The organism is Sneathiella sp. D3-11 (genome assembly GCF_055809395.1).
Window position 1 is genome coordinate 2,246,580 of record NZ_CM147911.1, and the last position, 15,846, is coordinate 2,262,425.

General features: G+C 51.4%; 12 protein-coding genes and 1 pseudogene. 8 read left to right on the forward strand and 5 right to left on the reverse strand.

The features are described from left to right. Window positions 1-6: 6 nt before the first annotated feature. A complete protein-coding gene (locus AC0L73_RS11490; RefSeq protein WP_473653799.1) occupies window positions 7-1,167 on the reverse strand; it encodes an iron-containing alcohol dehydrogenase in 1,161 nt (386 codons plus the stop codon). An 82-nt stretch (window positions 1,168-1,249) separates the two neighbouring features. After that, window positions 1,250-2,377, reverse strand: coding sequence for a cell division protein ZapE (gene zapE, locus AC0L73_RS11495; RefSeq protein ID WP_227948080.1), 1,128 nt, complete (start codon window positions 2,375-2,377; stop codon window positions 1,250-1,252). Between the two features lie 352 nt (window positions 2,378-2,729). Between zapE and mdh the strand changes: the two genes are divergently transcribed. From mdh to AC0L73_RS11535, 8 genes and pseudogenes are all read left to right on the forward strand, one after another. Continuing rightward, a complete protein-coding gene (gene mdh, locus AC0L73_RS11500; protein ID WP_227948079.1) occupies window positions 2,730-3,695 on the forward strand; it encodes a malate dehydrogenase in 966 nt (321 codons plus the stop codon). A 132-nt stretch (window positions 3,696-3,827) separates the two neighbouring features. Further along, window positions 3,828-4,997 (forward strand): ADP-forming succinate--CoA ligase subunit beta, encoded by a 1,170-nt coding sequence (sucC, locus tag AC0L73_RS11505; protein ID WP_227948078.1) that lies wholly within the window; start codon window positions 3,828-3,830, stop codon window positions 4,995-4,997. Beyond that, on the forward strand, window positions 4,997-5,872 hold the full coding sequence (sucD, locus tag AC0L73_RS11510) for a succinate--CoA ligase subunit alpha (RefSeq protein ID WP_227948077.1): 876 nt from the start codon (window positions 4,997-4,999) through the stop codon (window positions 5,870-5,872). The genes sucC and sucD overlap by 1 nt, the downstream gene beginning before the upstream one ends. 74 nt (window positions 5,873-5,946) lie before the next feature. Continuing rightward, window positions 5,947-8,835 carry a 2-oxoglutarate dehydrogenase E1 component gene (locus tag AC0L73_RS11515; RefSeq protein ID WP_473653800.1) on the forward strand — a complete coding sequence of 963 codons (2,889 nt, stop codon included), beginning with the start codon at window positions 5,947-5,949 and terminating at the stop codon, window positions 8,833-8,835. Between the two features lie 11 nt (window positions 8,836-8,846). Further along, window positions 8,847-10,126, forward strand: a pseudogene (odhB, locus tag AC0L73_RS11520) (2-oxoglutarate dehydrogenase complex dihydrolipoyllysine-residue succinyltransferase). 28 nt (window positions 10,127-10,154) lie between these two features. Then, window positions 10,155-11,558 (forward strand): dihydrolipoyl dehydrogenase, encoded by a 1,404-nt coding sequence (gene lpdA / locus AC0L73_RS11525; protein WP_473653801.1) that lies wholly within the window; start codon window positions 10,155-10,157, stop codon window positions 11,556-11,558. A gap of 85 nt (window positions 11,559-11,643) precedes the next feature. Continuing rightward, a complete protein-coding gene (locus tag AC0L73_RS11530) occupies window positions 11,644-12,243 on the forward strand; it encodes a glutathione S-transferase family protein (RefSeq protein ID WP_473653802.1) in 600 nt (199 codons plus the stop codon). 9 nt (window positions 12,244-12,252) lie between these two features. Continuing rightward, on the forward strand, window positions 12,253-13,446 hold the full coding sequence (locus tag AC0L73_RS11535; protein WP_227948072.1) for an MFS transporter: 1,194 nt from the start codon (window positions 12,253-12,255) through the stop codon (window positions 13,444-13,446). 6 nt (window positions 13,447-13,452) lie between these two features. Here AC0L73_RS11535 and AC0L73_RS11540 read toward each other — a convergent pair whose 3' ends face one another. From AC0L73_RS11540 to fsa, 3 genes are read right to left on the reverse strand one after another with little or no spacing between them, the layout of a single operon-like run. Then, a complete protein-coding gene (locus tag AC0L73_RS11540; protein WP_473653803.1) occupies window positions 13,453-14,370 on the reverse strand; it encodes a tyrosine recombinase XerC in 918 nt (305 codons plus the stop codon). Between the two features lie 2 nt (window positions 14,371-14,372). Beyond that, window positions 14,373-15,098 (reverse strand): DUF484 family protein, encoded by a 726-nt coding sequence (locus tag AC0L73_RS11545; protein WP_473653804.1) that lies wholly within the window; start codon window positions 15,096-15,098, stop codon window positions 14,373-14,375. Between the two features lie 23 nt (window positions 15,099-15,121). Further along, window positions 15,122-15,781, reverse strand: coding sequence for a fructose-6-phosphate aldolase (fsa, locus tag AC0L73_RS11550; protein ID WP_473653805.1), 660 nt, complete (start codon window positions 15,779-15,781; stop codon window positions 15,122-15,124). Window positions 15,782-15,846 lie beyond the last annotated feature (65 nt).

Genomic DNA, 15,846 nt, shown 5'->3' on the forward strand with positions numbered 1-15,846 from the left:
ATATCATTAGCCAGAAAATTTCATAATCTTGGCGACATCCTCGATACTCGAAATTGCCTTCGGATTTGCCTGCACGACTGGATGAGTGAGGGCTGCCGTTTTGATTTCTGCGATTGCCACTTCAGAGATATCAAGAGTGCTGAGACGATTTGGTAGGCCAAGTCCGCCGATAAATTTCTTTAGTGCTGGAGATACTTCTTCGGCGGAAGATACGCCCAGTACCTTTGCAATTTTTGTCTGAGGGCCTTTAGTCTCCGGAAAGTTATAAGCAAGAACCGCAGGGAGAAAAACGCAGGAAGTAATCCCGTGTGGCACATGTCCGATTACACCAAGCAGGTATCCGAGTCCGTGGCTCGCGCCCATGCGGTATCGTGAAATGCCCGCAGTCGCATAATAAACACCGAGTTGGCTATTCTCCCGATGAGTGAGGCTTTCCGGATCATTCTTAGTCCCCTCCATACCTGTATAGAGTAAGCCGAGACCTTTTGCGCAAAACTCCGCAATCTCCGGATCAACCCCGGGGGCACAAATGGTTTCTACCGCATGATCAACCGCGCGGATACCGGTCGAGAGCCAGAGCCGTTCTGGCGTATACTTGCTGAGTGTCGAACTCAGAATAATATGGTTGGGAACGAGATAGGCATGCGCAAAACCGGTCTTGCGTCCGGTAATACTGCTTGTCGCTCCGGCAATCGGGGTAAATTCTGCACCGGATAAGGTTGTTGGAACAGCTATATGTTTTACAGGCCAAGACGTAAAATCAAGACTATTTTCACCTGTAGAGGACAGCTTTTCAAGCTCGGCAGCGTCTTGAATATTCAGGTTTGAAACAAGCAGGGCGATTTTGCCGCCATCAATAACACTGCCACCGCCGATGGAGAGAAGATGGGTGGCGCCACTATCAGTAACTGCGCCCGCGAGCTTAAAAACGCTATCATACGGGGTATGTTCAGTCAGGATGCTCACCACGCCCGTGATCGTGTCACCAAAATTCTTCTTTAGCTCATCAACAATAGAAGAATTTGCTGCGAGGGAACGGGAAATAGAAACCAGAATGCGCGTGTTCGTCCCACTCGAAATAATGCCGGTTATTGCATTCGATATATTTTGGTTGATTGTCAGACGGCCTTTTATATTGGCCATGTCCGGAAATGCGGGTTCCGTCATGTTTCCTGCCCTTTTTGTTATGTTTATTAGCTCCCGGCGAAAATTATAGCGCATTTACCTGAAAAGGATATGGCGGGACTAACTATTTTCCCGTCCGGCCTTTTAAGTAATCCTCTGACCGCATTTCCATCAGGCGCGAGACAGTTCGGGCAAACTCGAATTTTCCGTCTCCTTCCGGATATAGATCTTCGGCCGCTACCTCTGCAGAAATTACAAGATTGGATCCTGCTTCATAAAGAATATCGACCAATGTAACGAACCGCTTGGATTCATTTCGTCGGTCGGCGCTAAGCTGTGGAACATTCTCAAGGAGCAAGGTGTGAACATGCTCGGTCAGGGTCAAATAGTCGGAAGCACCTAAGGGACGAGCGCAAAGCTCTTCAAAGGTAAGCCTGGCGACGCCATGGGCAGTTCTCTCTATCTCTAACTGTCGACCCTGAGTCGTCAAAACTTGCGGGGCGAGTTCATATCCTTCAGTCATTTCGGTGAAGATCCGATCCATCTCCGCCGCAGCAGTTTCATCCAGCGGGGTGAAGTAAACCGGATGCTCGGCCAACCGTTCCAGCCGATAGTCTCGTCCGCCTGCCAGATGGAGAATATCGAGTTGCTCCTTCAACAGTTCAATGAACGGCAGAAATAGTTGCCGGTTCAACCCGTCTTTATAGAGATCGTCCGGCACCCGGTTGGATGTTGCCACGACGACCACGCCTCGATCGAACAACAACTCAAACAGACGGCCTAGAATCATGGCATCTGCCACGTCCGTCACCTGGAATTCATCGAAACAAAGCAGCCAAGCGTTTTCCGTGATCGAATTGGCAAGCGCGATGACAGGATCATCACTGTCTTTATCTTTTTTCTGCCGCTTCTCATGCATGAAAGCGTGAACTTTCAGCATAAAGGCGTGAAAATGCACCCGTCTTTTATGGGCGACAGGCGCGGTTTCAAAGAAAAGATCCATCAGCATGGATTTTCCGCGCCCGACATCGCCGTATATATATAACCCCTGCGGTGGCTCGACACGGGGTTTGCGAGGCCCCAATCGGAATATATGGGTCCATTTTGCACTGGTATTTGGGTCGTAGTTCACAAGCCGCCGATGCAGGGTCTGGAGCTTTTCAACCGCCAGCAGTTGAATGGGGTCCTGCTGCAGTTGGTTTTCCGCAACCAGTTTGCGGTACGCGTCGAGGGGGCCGGTTACATCAGTCATGAAATGGAGAACATATCGATATTTGAACGTGAGAAAATTGGCTTCTATCCCTGATCTGTACAGACGTGAACTGTTTATGGCAACGGCCAGAGAGAGTTTTGATTCATTTTATCCAAATTTTCCTCAGATACGGCGTTTCATACAGGCTATTAATCATCGATAATGTAGTGAACAGAAAGTATTTTTACGTTCAGGAAAAGCGTATTTTAGCTTGCTACAAAAAATTGACGATAATTTTTCACCGCGATCTTGCTCTTGGTCGAGAAACGCGTTAGTACCCACAATAATATTCACAAGAGGACTTTCTGTCTTCTCAGAGAGCCCTCCAATCTTAAAGAATTCGGAGAATATAATGGCTCGTAAAAAAATTGCCCTGATAGGCAGTGGAAATATCGGCGGCACCCTTGCTCATCTTGCCGGTCTGAAAGAACTTGGCGACATCGTTCTTTTTGATATCGCAGAAGGTTTGCCGCAAGGTAAAGCGCTGGATATAGCATCTTCTTCTCCTGTTGACCGGTTCAACGCCAATATCACCGGTGCCAATGATTACAGCGCCATTGAAGGTGCGGATGTCTGCATTGTCACCGCCGGTATCGCCCGTAAGCCCGGTATGAGCCGAGATGACCTACTCGGCACAAACATCAAAGTTATGCAGTCCGTCGGCGAAGGCATTAAGAAGCATGCGCCGAACGCCTTTGTTATCTGCATCACCAACCCGCTGGATGCGATGGTCTGGGTGCTGCGTGAAAAATGTGGCCTGCCGCACAATATGGTTGTCGGTATGGCTGGTGTTCTGGACAGCGCGCGCTTCCGTCTTTTTCTGGCCGAGGAATTCAATGTCTCGGTTGAGGATGTAACAGCCTTCGTTCTTGGTGGTCACGGCGATACGATGGTACCGCTGATCCGTTATTCCACGGTCGCCGGTATTCCGGTTCCAGACTTGATCAAGATGGGATGGAGCACTCAGGAAAAAATCGATGCCATTATTGATCGCACACGCAACGGCGGTGCCGAAGTGGTTGCGCTTCTGAAAACCGGATCTGCGTTCTATGCGCCTGCATCAAGTGCGATTACGATGGCGGAAGCCTACCTAAAAGACAAAAAGCGGGTTCTTCCTTGCGCCGCCTACGTCGACGGTCAGTATGGACTTGACGGTATGTATGTGGGTGTTCCCACTGTGATTGGTGAGGGCGGGATCGAACGTGTCGTTGAAATTGACATGAACGCCGAAGAAAAGGCCATGTTTGATAATTCAGTAAATGCCGTTAAGGGGCTTGTTGAGGCCTGTGTGGGCATTGATCCAAGCCTCAAAGGATAGAGGCAAAAATAAAGGGCACACCAATAACCGGTTGTGCCCTTTTTTATGGTGCTATACCGTATGCCTATGCTTTGCGAATTAAGTGATCAGTGAAAAAATAGATGTCTTTGAATAGCAGCAAAACGGAAAACAATGAATATCCATGAATATCAGGCGAAAAGCCTGCTCGCAAAATATGGCGTGACCGTTCCCAAGGGCGGCGTTGCCTATACTTCCGAAGAAGCCAAGACAGTTGCACAGGAGTTGGGCGGACCGGTCTGGGTCGTAAAAGCCCAAATTCATGCAGGTGGCCGAGGCAAAGGTGGCGGCGTGAAAGTCGTGAAATCCACCGAAGAGGTCTCCTCAACGGCAAAAGCCATGATAGGCATGCAATTGATCACGCACCAGACTGGGCCGGAAGGCAAGGAAGTGAAGCGTGTCTATATCGAGGAAGGCTGCGACATTGCGCGCGAGCTTTATCTTGGTGCCATCATTGATCGTGCCAAAGACTGCATAACCTTCATGGCGTCGACAGAAGGCGGTATGGAGATTGAGGAAGTCGCAGCGAAAACGCCTGAAAAAATTCACATGGTCAGTATTGATCCGGCGACGGGGATTATGCCGTTTCACGCGCGCAAGATTGCGTTCGGCCTCGGTCTTGAGGGTAAGCAGGTAAGTGCTGCCGTCAAGTTCATCCTTGCGCTGTACCGGGCAATTGTCGATACCGATGCAAGCCTGGTCGAGATTAATCCGTTGGTCATTACCGGAAGCGGCAATGTCATCGCGCTGGATGCGAAGATGAACTTCGATGACAATGCTCTTTTCCGGCATAAAGATATTGCCGAGCTCCGTGATCCAGATGAAGAAGATCCGGCCGAGCTTGAAGCCGCGCAATATGACCTTAACTACATTAAGCTGGATGGAAACATCGGCTGCATGGTCAATGGTGCGGGTCTAGCCATGGCAACCATGGATATTATCCAACTCAACGGCGGTACGCCGGCCAACTTCCTTGACGTGGGTGGCGGTGCGACGAAGGAGAAAGTAACGGAAGCCTTCAAGATCATCCTGAAGGATGAGAATGTCGAAGGTATTCTCGTAAATATTTTTGGCGGAATCATGCGCTGTGATGTGATCGCTGAGGGCGTTGTTGCGGCCGCGAAAGAAGTCGCGCTCAGCGTGCCTTTGGTTGTACGCCTGGAAGGAACGAATGTGGAGTTGGGCAAGAAAATTCTAGCGGAATCAGGGCTGCCTATTTTGTCAGCGGATGATCTTGGTGACGCCGCGGAGAAAATTGTTAAAGCAGTGAAGGAGGCAGCGTAATGGCCGTTCTCGTAAATAAGGACACGAAGGTCATCTGTCAGGGTTTCACGGGCTCTCAGGGGACATTCCATTCGGAGCAGGCAATCGCCTATGGTACGAAGATGGTTGGCGGTGTGACGCCAGGCAAAGGCGGCGAGAAGCATCTCGACCTACCTATTTTCAACACGGTTGGTGAAGCCAGAGAGACAACCGGTGCGAATGCAAGCGTGATTTATGTCCCGCCGCCGTTCGCTGCGGACGCTATTCTTGAAGCGATTGACGCTGAGATTGAGCTGATCGTTTGTATCACGGAAGGTATTCCCGTCCTTGACATGGTGAAGGTCAAGCGGGCGCTTAAAGATAGTGGCTCCCGACTGATTGGGCCGAACTGCCCCGGGATTATTACGCCGGATGAATGTAAAATTGGTATTATGCCTGGCCATATCCATCGCCGCGGTAATGTGGGGATCGTCTCTCGCTCCGGTACATTGACATACGAAGCAGTGGCGCAGACTACAGCGGCTGGCCTTGGTCAGACTACCTGTATTGGTATCGGTGGTGACCCGGTCAATGGCACCAACTTTATCGATTGTCTGGACCTGTTCCTTGGGGATGACGAGACTGAGTCGATCATCATGATTGGTGAAATCGGAGGTTCTGCCGAGGAAGAAGCCGCTGAGTTTCTCAAAGCATCGAAGACTAAAAAGCCAGTTGTCGGCTTTATTGCGGGCGTGACGGCACCTCCCGGCCGGAGAATGGGTCATGCGGGTGCCATTATTTCTGGTGGTAAAGGTGGTGCCGAAGACAAGATGGATGCAATGCGTAGCGCCGGCATTACGGTTTCCGACAGTCCGTCAGCATTGGGATCAACTTTGGTAAGGGTTTTGAAAGGTTGATCTCTTATGGTTAACCATTAACTCTTTGAATTGACTATTAAGGGGGCGGGGAAAGTCCCGCCCAATTATACAAAATGTCTCAGCAACTGGATAATTCTTCTTTCCTCTTTGGATCCAACGCCGGGTTCATTGAGCAACTTTACGCGCGCTATCTTGATGACCCTTCTTCTGTAGATGCTAGCTGGCAACAATATTTCGGCTCTCTGGGGGATGAGGCGGATACGGTCGTTGCGGAAACGCGCGGCGCCCCGTGGGCACCCTCGAATGGCATTGAGCCTGAAGATGAGTATGAAATTCTTGGGGATGCGGCCAATCGGGCGACAAACCGAGCGGTTGAAGCCGGCGCAAGTCAGGAAGACATTCGCGCGGCAGCCATCGATACCATTCGGGCTTTAATGCTGATCCGTTCATACCGTGTGCGGGGGCATCTGAAAGCTAATCTAGATCCGCTTGGCCTTGAAATCCCGAAGGAGCACCCAGAGCTTAATCCGGCGACTTATGGCTTCACGGAGAAGGACTGGGATCGTCAGATATTTCTTGATAATGTGCTGGGCCTCGAAACGGGTAGCATTCGCGATATTCTCGCGATCGTAAAGCGGACCTATTGTTCGACCATTGGCGTCGAGTTTATGCATATTCAAGAACCAGATCAGAAGGCTTGGATACAGGAACGCATTGAAGGCCGCCATAAGGAAATTTCCTTCACGAAGGAAGGCAAGATTGCGATCTTGCGCAAACTGATCGAAACTGAAGGGTTTGAGCACTTCCTGAACGTAAAATATACCGGCACCAAGCGTTTCGGTCTTGATGGCGGGGAATCGCTAATCCCTGCGATGGAAGGGATTATCAAGCGCGGCGGTCAGCTTGGGGTGAAGGAAATTGTTCTTGGCATGCCGCATCGTGGCCGCCTCAATGTGCTCACCAATGTGATGGCCAAGCCGTTCCGTGCCGTTTTCTCGGAATTCCAGGGAAATCCCGCAAATCCGGAAGATGTCGAAGGATCGGGCGACGTAAAGTACCATCTGGGAACTTCATCTGATCGGGAATTTGACGGCAATAATGTTCATATGTCTTTGACGGCAAACCCGTCGCATCTGGAAGCAGTGAACCCGGTTGTTCTTGGTAAGGCACGCGCCAAGCAGGCGCAGATTGGTCCCGATGTCGGCGGTCAGGTCATGCCGCTTTTGATGCATGGCGACGCAGCCTTTGCCGGTCAGGGTATCGTCGCTGAATGCTTTGGCTTGTCAGAACTCAAGGGGTACCGTACCTCCGGCACTATTCATTTTGTTGTGAATAATCAGATTGGTTTCACGACCAGCCCGAAATATTCGCGCTCCAGCCCTTATCCTTCCGATGTCGGAAAGATGGTGCAGGCGCCGATTTTCCATGTGAACGGTGATGATCCGGAAGCGGTCTGTCATGTGGCAAAGATCGCGACTGAATTCCGCCAGCTGTTCCAGATTGACGTCGTTATCGATATGTTCTGCTATCGTCGCCATGGTCATAACGAAGGGGATGAGCCTGCCTTCACGCAGCCGCTGATGTACCGGACCATCGCCCAGCATCCGACGACAATGCAGATCTATGCCAAGAAGCTCATTGCGGAAGGTGTTGTAACCGAGAAGGAAGTAGAGGGCTTGATTGCTGAATTCAAGGATTACCTTGAAAAGCAATTTGAGACAGCGAATAGCTTCAAGCCGAACAAGGCGGACTGGTTTGAAGGCCGCTGGCAGGGTTTTGAACGCGCCGATGAAGGTGCGCGGCGCGGTAGTACAGCGATTTCGATCGAAGAACTTAAGGATATCGGCGGAAAACTGACCGAAGTTCCGGAAAGCCATAATGTTCACCGGACATTGCAGCGTGTCCTCAAGGCCAAGAAAAAGATGATCGATACCGGCGAAAATATCGATTGGGCAACGGCAGAGGCGCTCGCGTTCGGGTCGCTGCTTAAGGAAAAAGTTCCCGTTCGTCTCTCCGGGCAGGATTGCGGACGTGGTACTTTCTCTCAAAGGCACTCCGTGATTGTCGATCAGGTGACGGAAGATCGCTATATTCCCTTGGATAATCTGAGTGAAGATCAAGCCCATTTTGAGGTGATCGACAGTCTATTGTCCGAGGCAGCAGTGCTCGGTTACGAATATGGGTATTCCCTTGCCGAACCAAAGGCGCTGGTTCTGTGGGAAGCTCAGTTCGGTGACTTCGCCAACGGGGCGCAGGTGATTATCGATCAGTTCATTTCAAGCGGTGAATCGAAATGGCTCCGTATGAGTGGTCTGGTTATGTTGTTGCCACATGGTTATGAGGGGCAGGGGCCGGAACATTCTTCCGCGCGGCTTGAACGTTATCTGCAGCAATCGGCGGAGGATAATTGGCAAGTTGTGAACTGCACAACACCTGCTAACTATTTCCATGTCTTGCGACGACAGATTCATCGCAAGTTCAGAAAGCCTCTTGTGATTATGACGCCTAAATCTCTTCTTCGTCATAAGCAGGCGGTATCAACACTGGAAGATATGGGCCCCGGTTCCACCTTTCATCGGGTACTTTATGACAATGAAAAGCTTTGCGCGGATAAGGATGTGAAACGGGTCGTTTTGTGCTCGGGTAAGGTCTACTATGACCTGCATGCCCGCCGTGAAGAACTTAACATCAAGGACACTTATTTTCTGAGACTGGAACAGCTCTATCCGTTCCCTTATCAGGCACTGGAACAGGAAATGAAAAATCTTACCCATGTGGAAGAGGTCGTCTGGTGTCAGGAAGAACCAAAGAATATGGGTGCCTGGACTTTTGTTGAACCGCATCTGGAAAAGGTGTTCCAGGATTTAAAAATGAAGAAAGTGTCGCGTCCGCGATATGCAGGCCGCAAAGAGTCTGCGTCGACGGCGACGGGACTTTTAAAGAAGCATAATCTGGAACAAAAAGCTTTGGTAGATGACGCACTTGGCGTCAAATCTGAATAGGAAGTCAAATTATGACGGTTGAAATTCGTGTTCCCGTGCTTGGGGAATCAGTAACTGAGGCGACAGTCGGTCAATGGTTCAAGAAAGTTGGCGAATCTGTCGCCAAAGATGAGCCACTTCTGGAACTTGAGACGGATAAAGTTACGCTTGAAGTAAATGCGACTGAGGCGGGCCGGTTGGACGAGATTGTTGTTGCTGAAGGCGAGGACGTCGAAGTCGGCGCCTTGCTCGGTCAAATCGCAGAAGGTGCCGCTGGAAGCGCACCAGAAAAAGCATCGGAAGCACCAAAAGAGGAAGCTGCGGAAAAACCAGCTGCCGCTCCAGCCGCGGCTCCCAAGGAAGAGGTTGCCCCTGCGGCGGCTTCGACAAGCGCAACCAAGGTTGAGGTTTTACCCGCGGCACAAAAGCTCATCGAAGAAAATAATCTCGATGCAGGCAAGCTCCGGGGTACAGGCAAAGATGGTCGGATTACCAAGGGTGACGTTCTGGAAGCTTTGGAGAATGGGGGGCCTCTCCGGCGGCTCCTGCTCCAGCCACCGCGCCAGCTCCGGCACCGGCACCTGCCGCTCCCTCCGGGCCACGTGCAGAAGAGGCGCGCGAAGAACGTGTAAAAATGACGCGGCTTCGCAAGAGCATTGCGGCACGTTTGAAAGATGCACAAAACACCGCCGCTATGCTGACCACCTATAATGAGGTGGATATGTCGGGCATGCTGGACCTGCGGGCGGAATACAAGGAATTGTTCCTGAAAAAGCATGGCGTCAAGCTTGGCTTCATGTCCTTTTTCACGAAAGCATGTATCGCTGCGCTTCAGGAAACACCTGCGGTGAACGCGGAAATCGACGGCGATGACCTCGTATATAAAAATTACTACAACATGGGCATTGCCGTGGGCACGGATTCTGGCCTTGTAGTGCCAGTGTTGCGCGATGCGGATAAGCTCAGCTTTGCTGAAGTAGAAAAAGGAATCGGTGCACTCGGCAAGAAGGCTCGGGACGGAAAACTCAGCATGGCAGATCTGCAGGGCGGGACATTTACCATCACCAATGGTGGGGTTTATGGGTCCCTGATGTCGTCTCCAATCTTGAACCCGCCGCAGGCCGCAGTTCTCGGTATGCATAAGATTCAGGAACGACCGATGGTGATCAAGGGTGAAATCAAAATTCGCCCGATGATGTACCTCGCGCTGACCTATGATCACAGGATTATTGATGGCAAGGAAGCTGTCACATTCCTGGTTCGCGTAAAAGACGCACTGGAAGATCCGCAGCGGTTGCTGCTGGACCTGTAATCATTCCAAAAAGATACGAGGAATAATCATGAGCGACGAAACTTTCGATCTGGTCGTTGTGGGCGGGGGTCCGGGCGGCTATACGGCTGCTATCCGGGCGGCACAGCTTGGTATGAAGACAGCCTGCGTAGAAAAACGTGGCGCATTGGGGGGCGTTTGCCTGAATGTTGGATGTATTCCATCCAAGGCAATGCTGCAATCGTCCGAACTCTTCGAAGAGGCTCAACATAGCTTCGCGGATCGCGGTATTTCGGTTGGCTCTGTCAAGCTCGACCTGAAAAAGATGCTGGGCCAGAAGGAAGCAACGGTCACTGGGCTGACGCAAGGCATTGAGTTTCTCTTTAAAAAGAACAAGGTCACCTATGTCAAAGGAACGGCCACCCTGCAGGGCGGCGGCCGAATTGAAGTAACTGGTGACGATGCGAAGACGCTTAAAGCGAAGAACATCCTGATCGCGACGGGGTCCGAAGTAACACCTCTCCCTAACGTGGAGATCGATGAAAAGCAGATCGTTTCCTCTACCGGTGCCCTCGAACTTCCCAAAGTTCCAAAAAAGCTTGTCGTTATTGGGGCGGGTGTGATCGGATTGGAACTCGGTACAGTCTGGCGTCGTCTTGGCGCTGAAGTCACCGTCGTCGAGTTTTTGGATCGCATCCTTCATGGCACAGATAACGAAGTTGCGAAAACGACGCAGCGGATTCTGAAAAAGCAGGGTATTAATTTTATGCTCGGCAAAAAGGTAACCGGCGCGAAAAAGACTAAGACCGCTGTTACCTTGACAATTGAGCCAGCGAAAGGCGGCGATGAGGAAACTCTGAAAGCGGATGTTGTATTGGTCGCGATTGGCCGCCGTCCCTACACAGAAGGGCTTGGCCTTGAAGATCTTGGGGTTGAGACGGATAAAGCAGGGCGTATCGTTGTGGACAATAATTTCAAGTCCAGCGTGGATGGAATCTACGCCATCGGCGACGTGATTGAAGGCCCGATGCTGGCGCATAAAGCCGAAGATGAAGGCGTTGTCTGTGTTGAAAAACTCGCCGGACAGAAGCCGCATATTGATTACAATTTGATTCCCGGTGTGATCTACACTTGGCCGGAAGTTGCGACCGTTGGCAAGACGGAAGAACAGCTGAAAGAAGACGGGGTCGAGTATAACGTTGGTAAGGTACCGTTTATGGCTAACAGCCGGGCCCGTGCCAATGGGTTTACGGACGGCTTCGTTAAAATTCTCGCCGATAAGAAAACCGATAAAGTCCTCGGCGTTCATATTATCGGTCCGGATGCCGGAACCGTGATCCATGAATGCGTTCTGGCTATGGAATTCGGTGCCTCTTCAGAAGACATTGCCCGGACCTGCCATGCACACCCAACACTTAACGAGGCGGTGAAGGAAGCGGCTCTTGCCGTGGACGGGCGTACAATAAATAGTTGACCTTTTTCTAAATAGGTTACCAAAATGAGGGGCTGATATTTTCAGCCTCTCTTTTTTTGAACACCACTTTCCCCAAGGAGACGTCATGAAGCTCTGCTATAGCGCCCTCTCTCCCTTTGTTCGCAAGGTCAGAGCTACGGCCATTGAACATAACCTTCTGGACAAAATCGAAATTGTTGATTCAGACCATAGTGATATGTTTAAGGGCATCAATCCAGCGAACCCACTTGGCAAAGTTCCCAGCCTGACGCTGGAGAATGGCGATGTTCTGTTTGATTCTTTCGTCATCTGTGAATATCTCGACAGTATCGGGAGTGGTCCGTCATTGTTTCCGGCTGCCGGGCGCGATCGGTGGCAGGTGCTAACGCTCCATGCGACGGCGAATGGGATGACCGATGCGGCCTATCAGCGTCGGGTTGATAGCATCCTGCCGGAAGGAGAAGGGTCTCCCAGCTGGAATGGACGCCTGAAACTGTCCATGGAAAGCTGCTTGAACGAAATGGAAAAGCAAGCGGAAGGGTACGGTGACACAGTCAATATCGGTACCATCGCAGTTGGTTGTGCGCTCGGTTACCACGATTTCCGGTTTGGTGATGAGCAGTGGCGCAATGGCCGCCCGAAACTGGCTAAATGGTATGAGAAATTCGCCGCCCGCCCTTCATTGGCGCAAACAGCTCCGGCCTAGAATATGAGCATGGCCGTTTCTGGGCCCCGGTTGACGTTGGCACTTTGCATTGCAGAAATCGTGGCAATGTCGTCTTTTGCCACCTTCCCCGCACTCACCCCCTTCTTCTTTGACCACTGGCAATTGTCAGGGCAGGACGCGGGCTGGATAAATGCCGCCTTTTTCTTTGGCTTCACAATTGTAGGCCCGTTTTCTACATCTCTGACGGACCGCTTGGACGCACGTCAGGTCTTCCTCACTGGCTGTGTTTTGGCGCTCATCGGTGCCTATGGTTTTGCTTTTCATGCGGATGGATTTTATTCATCATTGCCATGGCGATTTATCTCTGGTGCCGGGCTTGGCTGTACTTATATGCCGGGATTAAAGCTGCTCACGGATCGATTGCCACCCGGAGATCAATCGCGGGCCATTGCCTTTTATACGGCGAGTTTTTCGACGGGCTCGGCTGTTTCCTTTCTGCTCGTTGGGCAAGCAGAACTATGGCTTGGTTGGGAAATGGCTTTGATTTCCGTCATCATTGGGCCCCCGATCGCCATGGCGATTATTTTTATGATGACATCGCCCAAGCCGCTCTTGACGCCCCGGCCATGGTCGCAGATTTTCAATTATGCGCCGGTGGTGACCAACCGCTTCAGTATGGGATATATACTAGCCTATGTCTGCCATACATGGGAACTGGTGGCGATGCGGTCCTTTATGCTCGCGTTCCTTGCCTACTCTCATGCCCTGACGGATGCGCCCGGCTGGATGGATGTCTCTGTTATTACCGCGGCTGCAGTTTTCCTTGGCCTCCCGTCCAGTGTGCTCGGGAATGAACTATCTCTCAAGATAGGGCGGCAACGCTCCATTACGCTGGTCATGATCTGTTGTCTCGCCTTTTCCTTTACCATCGGGTTTACGGCGAACATGCCGTTTCTTTTTGTTGTTGCGATGGCGGCTCTTTATGGCGTGATGATTACCGCCGATTCCTCCTCTATTACCGCAGGCGCGGTTGGTAGTGCTCCTGCTGATCTTCGCGGCGCGACCATGGCGGTGCATAGTTTCCTTGGGTTCGGGGGCGGTATGATCGGACCGATTGTCGCAGGTATCGTTCTTGATGAGGCGGGCGGGCCGGATTCCACAATGGGCTGGGGTTTGATGTTTATTTCCATGGGGGCGATTACATTACTGGGACCCTTCGCCCTTCGCCTCACGAAAAAGTAGTCTGCTTCAGGCTTTGGGATGTGCCTTGTCATATACGGCGAGCAGTTTTTCCGTATCAAGATCGGTATAGCGTTGCGTGGAAGAGAGCGACGCATGACCAAGCAAATCTTGAATTGATCGTAAATCACCTCCGCCCGCGAGTAGATGGCTCGCGAAGCTGTGCCTTAGTGCATGGGGCGTCGCTGTTTCCGGGAGACCGAGATTTCTGCGCAGGTCCTGCATTTTCAACTGTATATTCCGCGCATTGAGCCTTTTGCCTTGGCGTCCAACAAAGAGCGGGTCGGACCCTTTCAAGGGAAAAGGACATTCCTTGATATACAGGGAGAGTGCATCACGGACAGCAGGTAAAACCGGGACCATGCGTTCCTTGTTTCCTTTTCCGATAACCCGCATGAAATCGGAAGTCGGCCGGTCGCTGAAGCTAAGGGATAAGGCCTCTCCTATGCGCAATCCACATCCATAAAGCAATGTGAGGACCGCCAAGTCCCGATAACGTATCCAGTTCGCTTCCCGCGGATTAGGGGTATCCTCAAGCAGTTTTTTTGTATCGATTGCAGAAAGCGGCCGGGGAAGTTTTGTACCAGCTTTCGGTGTACGCAAAGTTTTCAGATACGGGTTATGGATATGCCCATCTCGTTCCTGCCGTTTGAAAAAGCTCCGGATTGAGGAAAGGACCCGCCGCAGGGATGTTGCCGTCAGCCCTTCCTGTCGCCGATGCGCGAGATAGGCGCGAAAATCCGCAGCGCGCAGGTTTTCAAGGTCGGATAAATCTGCTTCCTTGCCGATATGGCCGGTGATAAACGCCAGAAAATCCCGCATATCCCGTTCATAGGCCTCTACGGTGTGGGGGCTTGCGCGTCTCTCATGAACAAGCCAATCGATCCAGTTTCCAAAGGCATTAATGATAGAGGGGCGAGAAGACATGGCTAAGCCGGTTTTTGCTCCAGCCACATTTGCAGGCAGGATTGAATGACAATTGCCAGAAACCGGAGGAGGTCCGTGGCTTGATCTTCCTGGAAATGACCGTCTTGCCGACTACCGAAGGCAATCATTGCTTTGGCATGCAGCGACGGCACATCGAGCTTAATCAGGGCATCTGAATGGACAAGATCCTTGGCCGGGCCATAAATAGCCTTTGATTTCGGAGCTTCCGAGCGCAAAAGTATAATCTGCCCCCGCCATGGCGCGCGCTTGATGCTGCCCTCCTTGAGACGTTGCAAGCCAGTCATATCAGGAAGCGGGATTGGTCCGTCTTCAACGCAAAGCGTAATGACGTCAATTTCCAGAAGCTCCGGTAGGTCTTGAGTTAGAATATGGACAAAATGCGCAAGATTGGATGCTCCCAAGACGGCCTGAATAGAAGCGTGGACCATATCCTGAGTATGAATATTGTTGCGCGCGGCTTCGACAAAATCATCCTGCAGAGCGGTCAGATGAATAACTTCTTTTTGCAGGCGGCTTACAAGAAAAGACTGCATATCCACAACACCATCACCGGAAACGCGTTCCGGCGGAATCACTGTTGTTAGCAGGTCTGCGTTATGCGCCAGGAAGTCAGGGTGATCGATCAGCCAGTTTCGCACCTCCTCTTCTGTTAAATGAGGAGCAGCTACAGCTTTGTTCCTGGCTTTCTTGTCAGTTTTTTCCGTCACGAAACTTGTTCACCTTTTACCTGTTACCCAAGGATAGTCTGGCCCGTTTTCTCCCAATCCGCAAGGAAAGCGGCGAGCCCTTTGTCCGTTAAAGGGTGCGAGACAAGCTGTTTCAGAACGGCGGGCGGTATGGTGCAAACATCTGCCCCCATCAGGGCTGCATCTACGATATGCGTCGGATTGCGGATAGAGGCGACCAGAACTTCTGTTTTCAGGTCGGCGTAGTTGTCGTAAATCTGGACGATATCCGCAATGAGATCCATACCAGTCTGTCCGATATCATCCAAACGTCCAACAAAAGGTGAGACGAAGGCGGCGCCGGCCTTCGCGGCGAGAATGGCCTGAGCAGAGGAAAAGCAGAGAGTAACATTCACTTGGGTGCCTGCGCGGCTGAGCTCGGCGCAGGTTTTAAGGCCATTCATGGTTAGTGGCACTTTAACGGCGATATTTTCCGCCAGCCCGGCAAGTTTTTTGCCTTCTTCCAGCATCGCCGGAAATTCGGTCGCGGCGACTTCGGCGCTTACCGGTCCATCGATCAGGCCGCAAATTTCCTGTATGACTTCGAAGAAATCACGGCCGGTTTTTGCAACAAGTGATGGGTTGGTTGTTACACCATCCAGAAGGCCGGTATCGGCAAGCTCGCGGATTTCTTCCGTATCCGCTGTATCAACAAAAAATTTCATGGGTAATTTTTAAATCCTGATGCTAATCACTGGTTCGAAATGCCAGAATAGTCTATCGCATAGAT

What these genes read in the sequence shown, in the direction of transcription:
- lpdA (WP_473653801.1), top strand. Translation starts at nt 10,155, where the DNA reads ATGAGCGACGAAACTTTCGATCTGGTCGTTGTGGGCGGGGGTCCGGGC.
- AC0L73_RS11540 (WP_473653803.1), bottom strand. Translation starts at nt 14,370, where the DNA reads ATGTCTTCTCGCCCCTCTATCATTAATGCCTTTGGAAACTGGATCGAT.
- fsa (WP_473653805.1), bottom strand. Translation starts at nt 15,781, where the DNA reads ATGAAATTTTTTGTTGATACAGCGGATACGGAAGAAATCCGCGAGCTT.
- sucC (WP_227948078.1), top strand. Translation starts at nt 3,828, where the DNA reads ATGAATATCCATGAATATCAGGCGAAAAGCCTGCTCGCAAAATATGGC.
- AC0L73_RS11515 (WP_473653800.1), top strand. Translation starts at nt 5,947, where the DNA reads ATGTCTCAGCAACTGGATAATTCTTCTTTCCTCTTTGGATCCAACGCC.
- zapE (WP_227948080.1), bottom strand. Translation starts at nt 2,377, where the DNA reads ATGACTGATGTAACCGGCCCCCTCGACGCGTACCGCAAACTGGTTGCG.
- AC0L73_RS11530 (WP_473653802.1), top strand. Translation starts at nt 11,644, where the DNA reads ATGAAGCTCTGCTATAGCGCCCTCTCTCCCTTTGTTCGCAAGGTCAGA.
- AC0L73_RS11490 (WP_473653799.1), bottom strand. Translation starts at nt 1,167, where the DNA reads ATGACGGAACCCGCATTTCCGGACATGGCCAATATAAAAGGCCGTCTG.
- AC0L73_RS11535 (WP_227948072.1), top strand. Translation starts at nt 12,253, where the DNA reads ATGGCCGTTTCTGGGCCCCGGTTGACGTTGGCACTTTGCATTGCAGAA.
- mdh (WP_227948079.1), top strand. Translation starts at nt 2,730, where the DNA reads ATGGCTCGTAAAAAAATTGCCCTGATAGGCAGTGGAAATATCGGCGGC.
- sucD (WP_227948077.1), top strand. Translation starts at nt 4,997, where the DNA reads ATGGCCGTTCTCGTAAATAAGGACACGAAGGTCATCTGTCAGGGTTTC.